Source organism: Marinobacterium aestuarii, from assembly GCF_001651805.1.
Lineage (GTDB): Bacteria > Pseudomonadota > Gammaproteobacteria > Pseudomonadales > Balneatricaceae > Marinobacterium_A > Marinobacterium_A aestuarii.
This window is the reverse complement of record NZ_CP015839.1, coordinates 2,770,528-2,782,751: the sequence shown is the minus strand read 5'-3', so window position 1 is coordinate 2,782,751 and position 12,224 is coordinate 2,770,528. Positions and strand designations below refer to the sequence as shown.

The 12,224-nt window shown below is 58.0% G+C and carries 11 protein-coding genes; 6 read left to right on the top strand and 5 right to left on the bottom strand.

The genetic code is table 11. From position 1 onward, the window contains the following. Positions 1-111: 111 nt before the first annotated feature. On the bottom strand, positions 112-324 hold the full coding sequence (gene cspD, locus A8C75_RS12175; protein WP_067295063.1) for a cold shock domain-containing protein CspD: 213 nt from the start codon (positions 322-324) through the stop codon (positions 112-114). Between the two features lie 239 nt (positions 325-563). Between cspD and clpS the strand changes: the two genes are divergently transcribed. Together clpS and clpA are read left to right on the top strand one after the other, a co-directional pair. Next, positions 564-932, top strand: coding sequence for an ATP-dependent Clp protease adapter ClpS (gene clpS, locus A8C75_RS12170; RefSeq protein WP_067382598.1), 369 nt, complete (start codon positions 564-566; stop codon positions 930-932). Positions 933-945: 13 nt separating this feature from the next. Further along, a complete protein-coding gene (clpA, locus tag A8C75_RS12165; protein WP_067382596.1) occupies positions 946-3,216 on the top strand; it encodes an ATP-dependent Clp protease ATP-binding subunit ClpA in 2,271 nt (756 codons plus the stop codon). A 383-nt stretch (positions 3,217-3,599) separates the two neighbouring features. On the opposite strand, the gene infA is transcribed toward clpA, so the two are convergent. The 4 genes from infA to trxB form a co-directional block, all read right to left on the bottom strand. After that, positions 3,600-3,818, bottom strand: coding sequence for a translation initiation factor IF-1 (infA, locus tag A8C75_RS12160; RefSeq protein WP_007019821.1), 219 nt, complete (start codon positions 3,816-3,818; stop codon positions 3,600-3,602). Positions 3,819-3,959: 141 nt separating this feature from the next. After that, positions 3,960-4,667, bottom strand: a complete 708-nt coding sequence (locus tag A8C75_RS12155) for an arginyltransferase (RefSeq protein WP_067382593.1) — start codon at positions 4,665-4,667, stop codon at positions 3,960-3,962. A 6-nt stretch (positions 4,668-4,673) separates the two neighbouring features. Then, the gene (gene aat, locus A8C75_RS12150; RefSeq protein WP_067382590.1) at positions 4,674-5,381 is read right to left on the bottom strand and encodes a leucyl/phenylalanyl-tRNA--protein transferase; all 708 of its coding nucleotides are present in this window, start codon (positions 5,379-5,381) and stop codon (positions 4,674-4,676) included. A gap of 69 nt (positions 5,382-5,450) precedes the next feature. Continuing rightward, positions 5,451-6,407: a thioredoxin-disulfide reductase gene (trxB, locus tag A8C75_RS12145; RefSeq protein WP_067382588.1), complete on the bottom strand. Its 957-nt coding sequence runs from the start codon at positions 6,405-6,407 to the stop codon at positions 5,451-5,453. Positions 6,408-6,988: 581 nt separating this feature from the next. Here trxB and A8C75_RS12140 point away from each other — a divergent pair. The 4 genes from A8C75_RS12140 to crcB all read left to right on the top strand — a co-directional run bounded on the left by A8C75_RS12140 (position 6,989) and on the right by crcB (position 12,207). Beyond that, positions 6,989-9,766: a DNA translocase FtsK gene (locus A8C75_RS12140; RefSeq protein WP_227819903.1), complete on the top strand. Its 2,778-nt coding sequence runs from the start codon at positions 6,989-6,991 to the stop codon at positions 9,764-9,766. Between the two features lie 2 nt (positions 9,767-9,768). Continuing rightward, the gene (gene lolA / locus A8C75_RS12135; protein ID WP_084784034.1) at positions 9,769-10,404 is read left to right on the top strand and encodes an outer membrane lipoprotein periplasmic chaperone LolA; all 636 of its coding nucleotides are present in this window, start codon (positions 9,769-9,771) and stop codon (positions 10,402-10,404) included. Next, on the top strand, positions 10,404-11,750 hold the full coding sequence (locus A8C75_RS12130) for a replication-associated recombination protein A (protein ID WP_067382582.1): 1,347 nt from the start codon (positions 10,404-10,406) through the stop codon (positions 11,748-11,750). Before lolA ends, A8C75_RS12130 begins: the two co-directional genes overlap by 1 nt. 85 nt (positions 11,751-11,835) lie before the next feature. Then, positions 11,836-12,207: a fluoride efflux transporter CrcB gene (gene crcB, locus A8C75_RS12125; protein WP_067382579.1), complete on the top strand. Its 372-nt coding sequence runs from the start codon at positions 11,836-11,838 to the stop codon at positions 12,205-12,207. Positions 12,208-12,224 lie beyond the last annotated feature (17 nt).

Here is a 12,224-nt window from a genome sequence, read left to right as displayed (position 1 = left end):
GTCAGTAAGAAAGCCATAAAAAAAACCAGCCTCCGGGCTGGTTTTTGCTGTCTTGGGGGCTGAATCTGAGGCTGGAACGACAAAACCTGTGGGCAGGCAGCTGCTTGTGGCTCAGTTCGTGCCGATGGGCTTGATATTGACAGCATGGGTGCCCTTGGGGCCTGGCTGGGTTTCGAACTCGACCAGCTGTCCTGCCTTGAGGCTGCGGTAGCCGTCGGACTGGATCGCCGAGTAGTGGGCGAACAAGTCTTCGTTGTGGTCATCCGAAAGAATAAATCCATATCCCTTGGCGTTATTGAACCACTTTACTTTCCCTGTCTGCATGCGCGAATTCCCCTAGTTGACTGCCCTGAGCGCTTGTCTGCAGGAAACAAGCCTCAACTCCCAGACGCTGACTTGCTACAATGGTGAAGCGGACCCGGGGGCGGCTTCTTTACATTGAGGCAGGTACTGCTGATACTGGATCCCTCCTGCGTCACGGCAGTATAGCACCGGCTATCCGGGACGCTAATTGTCAGTCCCCAATTTCATCCAGTGACCAAAGTAAAGGCTAATATTCAGGCATGAGCAGTTCCGTATCCGTCAGGCTTTCGTCTGATAATGACAACGATGGGCATGATGAGCAGCATGGCGATCATAATTCAGGGCTGGCCACTGAAGAGGCCAAACCAAAGTTGAAGCGCCCGCCGATGTATCGGGTGGTGCTGATGAATGACGATTACACGCCCATGGATTTTGTGATTGAGGTGTTGATGATTTTTTTCGCGCTGGATCAGGAAAAGGCGACACAGATCATGTTGGCCGTCCATACTCAGGGTAAAGGCGTTTGTGGTATATACACACGCGATGTGGCTGAAACTAAAGCCGCGCAAGTGAATCAATACTCAAGGGAAAATAAACATCCCTTGTTGTGTGAAGTCGAAAGCGTCTGATCAGGAGTCCGCCATGCTTAACAGAGAGTTGGAAGAGACCCTCAGCGCAGCCTTCCGGGTAGCCCGGGACAAGCGGCATGAGTTCATGACGGTCGAGCATTTATTGCTCGCGTTGCTAGATAACCGCGAAGCCCAGGGGGTACTAAATGCCTGTGGCGCTGATATCGCAAAATTGCGGCAGTCGCTGACCACCTTCATAGATGAGACAACTCCGCTGTTGCCGGAGAATATTCCCAACATGGAAACCCAGCCCACGCTTGGTTTTCAGCGTGTGCTGCAGCGTGCTGTGTTTCATGTGCAGTCGTCCGGGCGCCACGAAGTCACCGGCGCCAATGTGCTGGTAGCGATCTTCAGCGAGCAGGAGAGCCAGGCCGTGTTCGTTCTGCAGCAGCAGGGCGTGGAGCGCATTGATGCGGTCAATTACATTTCCCATGGCATATCCCGCGTGTCGGATCACGAAGCTCAGGATCATGAGGTGTCGGTAGATTCCGAGGCCGGCGATGACAAGGACAAGAGTGCGCTGTCCAAGTATGCCGTCAATCTCAATATTCTGGCGCAGCAGGGGCGTATTGATCCGCTGGTGGGTCGGGATGCGGAGGTTGAGCGCGTTATCCAGATTCTGTCGCGCCGGCGCAAGAACAATCCGTTGCTGGTCGGCGAAGCCGGGGTTGGCAAGACCGCCATTGCGGAAGGTCTGGCCAAGCTCATCGTCGAAGGACAGGTGCCCTCGGTGATCGCCGATAGTGTGGTTTACTCGCTGGATCTGGGGGCGCTGCTGGCCGGTACCAAGTACCGCGGTGATTTCGAGAAGCGTCTCAAGACGCTGCTGGGCGAGATTCGCAGTCAGGAGCACTCGATACTCTTTATTGATGAAATTCACACCATCATTGGCGCAGGCGCCGCTTCCGGAGGCTCCATGGATGCCTCTAACCTGCTCAAGCCCATGCTCAGCTCCGGCGAGATTCGCTGCATTGGCTCCACGACCTATCAGGAATTTCGCGGCATCTTCGAGAAAGACCGGGCCCTGGCCCGCCGCTTCCAGAAGATAGACGTGCTGGAACCCAGCGTGCTGGATACCTACCAGATTCTGAAAGGACTGAAGAATCGCTTCGAACAGCATCACCAGCTCAAATACACCGATGCGGCCTTGCGTGCCGCCTCTGAACTGGCGGATCGCTACATCAATGACAAGCACATGCCCGACAAGGCCATTGATGTCATCGACGAAGCGGGTGCCTATCAGCGCCTGATGCCGGAGGAAACGCGCAAGCTGCTGATTGATGTCCCCGAGGTCGAAATTGTGGTGGCCAAGATTGCGCGTATCCCGCCCAAAAGCGTGTCCGCCTCCGACAAGGATCTGCTCAAGAAACTCGATTCCAACCTGAAAATGGTGGTGCTGGGTCAGGAGCAGGCCATCGATACGCTGTCGTCTGCCATCAAGCTGTCGCGGGCCGGCCTCAAGGAGGCCAATAAGCCGGTGGGTTGTTTCCTGTTTGCGGGCCCGACAGGCGTCGGCAAGACCGAGGTGACCTCGCAGCTGGCGCGGATTCTCGGCATTGAGCTGGTGCGCTTTGATATGTCCGAGTATATGGAGCGTCACACCGTATCGCGTCTGATCGGTGCGCCTCCGGGGTACGTCGGCTACGATCAGGGCGGCTTGCTGACCGAGGCTGTGACCAAGTCACCGCACTGCGTGCTCTTGCTCGATGAAATCGAGAAGGCGCACCCTGAGGTGTTCAACCTGCTGTTGCAGGTGATGGATAACGGCACCCTGACCGACAATAACGGCCGCAAGGCGGACTTCCGTAATGTCATCATGGTGATGACCACCAATGCCGGTGCCGAGGCGATGAGTCGGCCGTCCATTGGTTTCACGCACCAGAATCACGCCAGCGATGGTATGGCGGCGATCGTTCGCATGTTCTCGCCGGAATTCCGTAACCGCCTGGATGGCATCATCCAGTTCAAGTCGCTATCGCCGGATATTATTCGGGGTGTGGTCGACAAGTTCCTCACCGAGTTGCAGGCGCAGCTGGATGAGAAAAAGGTCGTGCTGCATGTGGATGATGCCGCCTGCGCCTGGCTGGCGGAGAAAGGCTACGATGACACTATGGGTGCCCGGCCAATGAAGCGCCTGATTCAGGAGCAGCTGAAAAAGCCGTTGGCAGAGATGATTCTGTTTGGCGAGCTGGCCGAAGAGGGCGGTACCGTGGAGATCAGTGTCGGTGACGATGGTGATCTGGCGTTGCATGTGGTGTCTGAGCAGCCGGAGGGCTGTCACTGATCTGACTGCAGCGGCTGGCTATTCTTGTCAGTCGCTGCTTTTGCGCTTTTCTTCCATCCGAATTCTTCAATCTGAAGTGTTCTTGCGTTTATCTGCGTTATCTTGCCTGTCGCTGCCCGCCGTACTGCATGCCATAGCGGCTATTCGCAGCATTCTTGCCTGCGTTTCAACGCGTCTGTATAGGCGAGAACTTCCATGCTTGCGAAAAATGGCACAGCATTTTGCGCGCGGTTGATGCGCGGGCTTGGCAGTATCTTCTTGTCGTCAGGCAGGAGATGAATTTAACGCAGGTGTTCTTCGAAGCTGGAGCGCGCAGCACAGTGACAGCGAAGATGCTGCCACTGAAGCTGATAAAGCGGAAGAGAGCTGGGTAAGGCGTGCAATCAGCGGGCGCGGTAGACGATGCGACCTTTGCTCAGGTCGTAAGGCGTCAGTTCTACTTTGACTTTGTCGCCGGTCAGAATGCGGATGTAGTTCTTGCGCATTTTGCCGGAAATATGTGCTGTTACAACGTGACCGTTCTCGAGTTCTACGCGAAACATGGTGTTCGGCAGCGTGTCGATGACGGTGCCTTCCATTTCAATGCTATCTTCTTTGGCCATTCAGTACCTACCTTGTTAAGGCTGTTGCTAACCCAGTCTTCCACGCTGATTTAATACGAATTTCATCAGCGCTTCCCAGTGAAGCGCAGTATTCTGCCTTAAAAGCGGTGTTATATCAAAGAGATTCGCGTGCTGAAGTGATTAGCGCAGTGCACTCCAGTGCCCGTCGAGCAGTAATTGCAGCGGGCGGAAGCCAATCTTGTAGCTCATTTTATGACATTGCTTCACCCAGTAGCCCAGATACAGGTAAGGCAGGCCCAGTTGGCGCGTCTGTTCTATCTGCGTCAGGATGCAGTAGGTGCCCAGGCTGCGCTTGGGTAAATCGGGGTCGAAGAAAGTGTAAATTGCAGAAAGTCCCTGGGTCAGCTGGTCGGTCACCGCAACGGCGAGCAGCTGGTCATTCAGGCGCACTTCGAAGAAAAAGCTGCTGTCGTGGCCCTCCACCAGGAATGCTCGAAACTGTTCAATCGACGGAGGATACATGTCGCCGTCGGCGTGACGCGCATTGATATAGCGCGCATAGAGGGCGTAGTGCTCATCGGTCATGATCGGAACCACGCGGTTGCAGGACAGATCCAGGTTGCGATTCAGCACGCGCTTCTGGCTTTTACTGAGGCGGCAGTTATCCGCGGGAATGCGGACCGAGACACAGGCCTGGCAGCCTTCGCAGTGGGGGCGGTAGATGTGCTTGCCGCTGCGACGAAACCCAAGGTCCGATAGCTGACTATAGGCGTCCGTGCTGATGACGGCCTGGGGGTCCACAAAGAGCGTGCGGGCCATGCGTCCCGGAATGTAGCTGCACTCGTGTTCCGGCGTGGAGTAGAAGTGCAGTTGTCGCAGGGTAGTCACGGCGTCTTAACCTCCAAATGCGCTGGCATCGATATCGAATATCCAGCTCGGACTGCAGGGAATGTCGACAATTCGATCCAGTTCCTGAAGAAAGGTTTCCCGTGTGATCTCTTCGGCTCCCAGCGTGACGAGATGCGGGTTGTGAACCTGGCAATCAATTAAAGGATAGCCCCAGTTTTTAAGTTGTTCGACCAGCCAGGCAAAGGCGATTTTCGAGGCGTCTGTGCGCAGGCTGAACATGGATTCGCCAAAAAACATACGGCCCGAGGCAATGCCGTAAAGTCCGCCCGTCAGTTCACCCTCCTGCCAGACCTCCACCGAATGTGCATGGCCGTGGCGGTGCAGTTGGCGGTAGGCTGCGTGCATCTCGGGGCTGATCCAGGTGCCGCTGCTGCCGGTCCTGGGGGCTGCGCAGCCGTCCATGACGGCGCCGAACGCCTGATCAAAGGTCACCTGGTAGTCGCTGCGTCTGAGGCGCTTGCGCAGGCTGCGGGATATATGCAAGCGGTCGCTATAGATGACGCAGCGCGGATCCGGGCTCCACCACAGAATGGGCTCGCCGGGGTTGTACCAGGGGAAGATGCCGTTGCGGTAGGCGTTGAGTATGCGGTCGGGGTTCAGGTCACCACCGGCTGCGAGCAGGCCGTTGGGGTCCTTGAGAGCCTGGGATGCAGGGGGGAATTGATGGGATGTGCGAGAAAGCCAGGAAATCATCGAGGGTTCCCCGAGTATCAGTCAGCGGGCAGGCCGCCTGGCCTGCCCGGGTGTTGCCATGGATGTGGCTTACTTTTCCAGATCGTCGAGGTAGCGCTCGGCATCGAGTGCGGCCATGCAGCCAAAGCCCGCGGATGTAACGGCCTGGCGGTAGACGTGGTCACTGACATCGCCGGCGGCGAAAACACCGGGAACGCTGGTGGCGGTGGCGTTGCCTTCGAGCCCTGAGCGAATTTTCAGGTAGCCGTCGTGCATGTCCAGCTGGCCTTCAAAGATATCGGTGTTGGGCTTGTGGCCGATGGCGATAAAGACGCCGGCCAGCTCGATATCCTGGGTGTTGTCGTCTTCGGTGCTGCGGATGCGCATGCCGGTGACGCCGGTGGCATCGCCCAGAACTTCGTCCAGGGTGTGGTTCCAGACAATCTTGATATTGCCGTTCTTGGCGCGCTCGAACAGTTTGTCCTGCAGAATTTTTTCGGAGCGCAGGCTGTCACGACGGTGCACCAGGGTGACCTCGGCGGCGATGTTGGACAGGTAGAGCGCTTCTTCCACTGCCGTGTTGCCGCCACCGATAACAGCGACTTTCTGGTTGCGGTAGAAAAAGCCATCGCAGGTGGCGCAGGCGGAAACGCCTTTGCCCATAAAGGCTTCTTCGGATTCCAGGCCCAGATACTGTGCCGATGCGCCTGTGGCAATGATCAGGGCGTCGCAGGTGTAGATGCCCATGTCACCCTTGAGGCGAAACGGGCGGCTGCGCAGGTCTGTTTCATTGATATGGTCGAACAGGATTTCAGTGTTGAAGCGCTCGGCGTGAGCCTGCATGCGCTGCATCAGTTCAGGGCCCTGGACGCCTTCGGCATCGCCTGGCCAGTTGTCGACATCGGTGGTGGTGGTCAGCTGGCCACCGGCCTGCATGCCGGTAATGATCACCGGGTTAAGGTTTGCCCTGGCAGCATAAACGGCGGCTGTGTAACCGGCGGGGCCGGAGCCGAGAATAATAAGACGGTGGTGTTTGACTTCGCTCATGTTAGATCCGTGTCGATGTTAGATGAGATGTTAAATGAAATGTCAGATTCGATGCTTGATGAACAGCGCCGCACGCCTGGCGGCATCTGGCCTGTGACTGCCGTTGGCCGGCGGCTACAGGGCGCTCGGGCGCTCGGGCGTATAGGCCACAGCTAGATGCTGTTCAGTTAGGCCGGACTTCTGCCTGGGTCGATGCCTGCTTTCATTGTGAAAACCCGCTGTGCAAAAGTGACAGGCTTTCAAAATGAGGGCGCTGGGCGCTGAATTCAATCCCTGGCGGATATGCGGCTGTCTGACAATATGAGAGCCTGGGCATCTGTTCAGCCGGCTGTCAGAATTGCCCTGTATAGTCTTTGTAATAGGGGTTCAGATATCGCGTTCGGTCAGCGGTGTGCTGATTCATTAACCACAAGTGCCGCATCGCGGGTAACTATCGCTTATTCATGCCTTTGCATCAATAGCGAGTCAACCCAAACCGCCAATTGTGGTATGTTGTTGGCCTGAAAAATCGGGCTAAATTAAGGGCTTGTTGTTTGAGTGAACAGAATTTGAAAGCATCTTTGTCGTTTACGGAACTGCTGGTGCGTATTGCTAAAGAATCGGCGCTGATGTTGGTGCTGGGTGTCTGCCTTTATCTGATGATAGCGGTGCTGGGGTATGACAGCCGGGATCCGGGTTGGTCTCACCTGGGCTATCAGCCAGAGGTGAGGAATCTTGCCGGTACTGCCGGCGCCTGGGTCGCAGACTGGCTGTTTTCCTTCTTTGGCATAGGCGCCTGGCTGGTGCCGATACTGCTTGCCTATCCGTCTCTGCGCTTTTTGCTGCGTCGCAAGACTAGCTTGCTCGATGGCATGCCGTACCTGATCCTGCGTGCCAGTGGCGGCCTGCTGTTCGTGGCCGGGCTCTGTGCGCTGGCATCACTGCATCTTTCCAACAGCGTATTTGAGTATCCCTTTACCGCCGGCGGTCTGATTGGTCAGGCATTGTCGGACTGGATCGTGTCCTGGTTCAGTGTGCTGGGGGGCTCTGTCGTGCTCTGGACCCTGATGCTGGTGGGGTTGACCTGCTATGTCGAGGTATCAGTTGGCCAGACGCTGGATTGGATAGGGCGCGGATTGCTGCGCCTACCCGCCAGGCTTGCGTCCCTGGGGCGCTTGCGCCCGCGCCGTGCTCCCCGTTCCGGCGCTGATACGAAGACTCCGGCCGCTGCGAAGCCCGCCGCAGCCCCTGGCTACAGCAGCAGTGTATCCAGTGCGCGGATTCGCACTGAGCCTTCTAGCACTGGGTCTTCTCAGGGCGCAGCAGCGCAGGGCCCGTCATTCAGCGGTTTGACAGAAGAACAGGCACCGCTGTTTCTGACACCTGAGTTTGCCGATGAAGATGCACATTCATCGGTACCCCCGGCCCAGGGGCCTAGCAGTGAGACTGCAGCTAGCCGCCCCGCGCCCCGGCCCGAGCGTGTGGAACCGAGCTTTTCGTTCGAAGAAAGCCCGGCTGCCAGGGCAGCGGCGCAAGATCCGCGCGCCAGCGAGAGTCAGGACTACAGCGATTACGCTGATGCGCCTTTTGCTGCGGCCCCCGCCACGCAGAACGCTGCACATGCCGGCGATAGGCATGCCAGCGATAGGCATGCCAGCGATGTGCATTCCAGAGCCGCCGGTTCAGAGCCTGTTGCCGTATCCCAAGTGCTGGATACCGCGGTAGGTCGCATGGCGGCGCCAGGTGATGCTGCGGGGCAGGGGATGGATGAGGCGGTACGCAAGGGTGTACGCATAGTGCCGCTGGCCGAAGCCCACAAGCCGATGCAGGACAGTGACCTGGGGCTTGATCATGATCAGCGCCCCACAGGTTTGCGGCCTGCGCGCCAGCAGGTGCCCTCGCTTGATCTGCTGGACCCGCCGGAATTGCATCAGGAGCAGGGGTATAGCGACGACCAGCTCGAAATGATGTCGCGCCTGCTGGAAGACAAACTCAAGGACTTCGGTGTGGTCGCCGAAGTGGTGGAAGTGAATCCAGGGCCTGTTATCACCCGTTTCGAACTGCAGCCGGCTCCGGGCGTCAAGGCCAGCAAGATTACCAATCTGGCGAAGGATCTGGCCCGCTCCATGGCGGTACTCAGCGTGCGCGTGGTGGAGGTCATTCCCGGCAAATCGGTGGTGGGTATCGAGATACCCAATGAATCCCGCCAGACGGTGCGCCTGAGTGAGGTGCTGAACTCCAAACCCTATCGCGAGGCCTCATCGAAGCTGACGCTGGGCCTGGGTAACGACATCGCCGGTAACCCGGTGGTGGTGAACCTGGCCAAGATGCCTCACCTGCTGGTGGCCGGTACCACGGGTTCGGGCAAGTCGGTGGGCGTCAATGCCATGCTGCTCAGCCTGCTGTTCAAGGCTACACCCGATGAAGTGCGCCTGATGATGGTCGACCCCAAGATGCTTGAACTGTCGATCTATGAAGGCATACCACACCTGTTGACACCGGTTATTACCGATATGAAGGAGGCCGCCGGTGGTCTGCGCTGGTGTGTGGCCGAAATGGAGCGGCGCTACAAGCTGATGGCCAAGATGGGGGTGCGTAACCTGTCGGGCTTTAACGAGAAGCTGCTCAAGGCGCAGGAGCAGGGACAGCCGATCAAGGATCCGCTGTGGAATCCGGAGCAGGAAGGCCTGCCGTTCGATACCCCGGCGCCCGCGCTCGAAACCCTGCCGTACATCGTCGTGGTGATCGACGAGTTCGCCGACATGATGATGATTGTCGGCAAGAAGGTCGAAGAACTGATTGCACGTATCGCCCAGAAGGCACGTGCGGCGGGCATTCACTTGATCCTGGCGACACAGCGCCCGTCGGTGGATGTTATTACCGGCCTGATCAAGGCTAACGTGCCGACGCGCATTGCCTTTCAGGTGTCCTCCAAGATCGATTCGCGCACCATCCTGGATCAGTCCGGTGCTGAAAACCTGCTGGGCAACGGCGACATGCTGTATCTGCCGGCCGGGGTCAGTGTGCCGAACCGCGTGCACGGTGCCTTTGTGAGTGATGATGAAGTGCACCGCATTGTGGATGCCTGGAAGCTCTATGGCGCGCCCGCCTATATAGATGACATTCTGAGCGATCCGTCTGAAGGCGGCGCACCTTCTGCCGGCCTGTTCGATGATGAGCAGGATGCGCTCTACGACGAAGCCGTGGCCTTTGTACTGGAGAGTCGCAAGGCATCGATTTCGAGTGTGCAACGTAAACTCAAGATTGGTTACAACCGCGCCGCCCGAATGATTGAAACCATGGAAGCTGCCGGCGTCGTAACGTCGGCAGGCAGCAATGGTCAGCGCGAAGTACTCGCGCCACCACCACCGAGAGATTGATTATGAAACAGTTAGTTGCTGTTGGTTTTGCAGGTCTTTTATCGTTATTTTCGGCGCCGCTCTGGGCGCTGGAAGCGGATGCCCGCTTGCAGCAGATGCTGCAGGGCTACGATACCTTCAGTTCCGATTTCGAGCAGTTTTCAGTGACGGATAATGGGCAGCGTACCGAGGCGACCAACGGTACTCTGGTGCTGCGCAAACCTAATCTGTTTCGCTGGACCAGCGAGGAGCCTTTTCCCCAGGTGATCGTCAACGACGGCACCTACCTGTGGATCTACGACCCCGATCTGATGCAGGTTACGCGCAAGCCCTTCGATGCCAATGGCAACAGTGCGCCGGCCCTGATTCTGAATGGCCAGATCGACCGCCTGGGCGAGGATTTCACCATCACGCTGGTGAATGAATCCGGCAGTGAGGCGCTGTTCGAACTGCTGCCACGCAATGAGCAGAGCACCTTTACCCGCATCCGGCTGCTGTTTGTTGAAGAGCAGATTGGCCAGCTGATGCTGGAAGACTCTCTCGGTCAGCGCACTACCATCCAGTTTCACAACCAGCAGCAGAATCCCACGCTGGGCGCTGATCTGTTCAGCTTTGATGTGCCCGATGGTGCAGATCTGATAGTCGACCCGGGTGCCTGATGGACGATCTGTTTGCCGATGACAGCCCGGGGTATGAGCCGCTAGCGGCCCGTATCCGCCCCCGTAACCTGGATGAATACGCCGGCCAGCAGCATCTGCTGGCGCCCGGCAAGCCGCTGCGTCTGGCGCTGGAGCAGGGCGTCGCCCATTCGATGATTTTCTGGGGGCCGCCCGGTGTCGGTAAAACGACCCTGGCACGGTTGATGGCGCGGCAGATTGATGCCCATTTTCTGACCCTGTCGGCAGTGCTGTCGGGGGTCAAGGATATCCGGGCGGCGATCGAGGAGGCTCGTGCCTATAAGGCCCAGTCGGGACGCAAGAGTATCCTCTTTGTGGATGAGGTGCACCGCTTCAACAAGTCGCAGCAGGATGCCTTTCTGCCCTATATAGAAGACGGCACCTTTATTTTTGTTGGCGCGACCACCGAGAACCCGTCGTTCGAACTCAATAACGCACTGCTGTCCCGCGCCCGCGTCTATCTGCTGCGCAGCCTGGAGGCGGCCGACCTGCTGAGTCTGTTGCACCATGCGCTCAAGGATAGTGAGCGCGGCCTGGGGCAGCGCCGCCTTGATGTCGCCGATGGCGTGCTGCAGCAGATTGCGGTGGCGGCCGATGGCGATGCACGCAGGGCGCTGAATTTGCTGGAGATTGCTACGGATCTGGCCCAACCCGATGGCGACGTTGAGCGCATTGATGAGTCGGTCATGACGGAAGTGCTCGGTGCCAGCGGACGTCGCTTCGACAAGCAGGGCGACCTCTTCTACGACATGATCTCGGCGTTTCACAAGTCGGTACGTGGCTCATCGCCGGACGGTGCACTCTACTGGTATTGCCGCATGCTCGACGGCGGCTGTGATCCGCTCTATGTGGCGCGCCGCCTGGTGGCCATTGCCTCGGAAGACATTGGCAATGCCGACCCCAGAGCCATGCAGGTCGCGCTGTCCGCCTGGGATGCCTTCGAGCGTGTTGGCCCTTCGGAGGGCGAACGCGCCATCGCCCAGGCGGCGATTTACTGCGCCTGCGCACCCAAGAGCAATGCCGTTTACCGGGCATTCAATCAGTGCCGCGCCGATGTGGCCGCTGATGCCAGTCTCGAGGTGCCGGTACACCTGCGCAATGCGCCAACCAAGTTAATGAAAGAGCTGGGTTATGGCGACGAATACCGCTACGCCCACGATGAGGAAGGGGCCTACGCAGCGGGTGAGGTTTACCTGCCGGAATCGATTTCTGATCGGCGCTACTACGAGCCGAGCCGACGTGGGCTGGAGCAGAAAATTGCCGACAAGCTGGATCATCTGGCTAATCTTGATGCCCGCAGCGCCCGGCGCCGTTATGGGGCCGAGTGAGCTTGCGTTAAGTGTTTTATCTGCAGAGATAGCGCTGCTGCCGGTCTGAACTGAAATGAACGCCCGCGATGGCAAAGGATGAGTCATGCTGCACTTGATAGCGATTGCCACCGGGGGTGCCCTGGGTGCGCTGGGGCGTTACTGGATCAGCGGTCTGCTTAACAATGCCCAGGGCCGCTTTCCGCTGGGCACGCTGCTGTGCAATGTGGCAGGTTCGCTGCTGATGGGTGTGCTCTTCGTGCTGGTGCTCGAAAAGGCGCGCCTGAGTCCGGAATTACGTCCCCTGCTGATGGTCGGCTTTCTCGGCGCTTTCACCACCTTCTCCACCTTCGCGCTGGAATCGGTGGTGATGCTGCAGGAGGGGCATGTCATGTCCGCTTTAATCTATGTATCATTGAGCGTTATTCTGTGCCTTGCCGCCCTTTATGTCGGCATGTCGCTAACCCGCCTGCTGTGATTTAAAAGGTGCTTTGA

Bases quoted from the DNA above. Each gene is read 5' to 3' on its own strand.
- crcB (WP_067382579.1), top strand. From the start codon at position 11,836: ATGCTGCACTTGATAGCGATTGCCACCGGGGGTGCCCTGGGTGCGCTG.
- cspD (WP_067295063.1), bottom strand. From the start codon at position 324: ATGCAGACAGGGAAAGTAAAGTGGTTCAATAACGCCAAGGGATATGGA.
- clpS (WP_067382598.1), top strand. From the start codon at position 564: ATGAGCAGTTCCGTATCCGTCAGGCTTTCGTCTGATAATGACAACGAT.
- aat (WP_067382590.1), bottom strand. From the start codon at position 5,381: ATGATTTCCTGGCTTTCTCGCACATCCCATCAATTCCCCCCTGCATCC.
- trxB (WP_067382588.1), bottom strand. From the start codon at position 6,407: ATGAGCGAAGTCAAACACCACCGTCTTATTATTCTCGGCTCCGGCCCC.
- lolA (WP_084784034.1), top strand. From the start codon at position 9,769: ATGAAACAGTTAGTTGCTGTTGGTTTTGCAGGTCTTTTATCGTTATTT.
- clpA (WP_067382596.1), top strand. From the start codon at position 946: ATGCTTAACAGAGAGTTGGAAGAGACCCTCAGCGCAGCCTTCCGGGTA.
- infA (WP_007019821.1), bottom strand. From the start codon at position 3,818: ATGGCCAAAGAAGATAGCATTGAAATGGAAGGCACCGTCATCGACACG.
- A8C75_RS12130 (WP_067382582.1), top strand. From the start codon at position 10,404: ATGGACGATCTGTTTGCCGATGACAGCCCGGGGTATGAGCCGCTAGCG.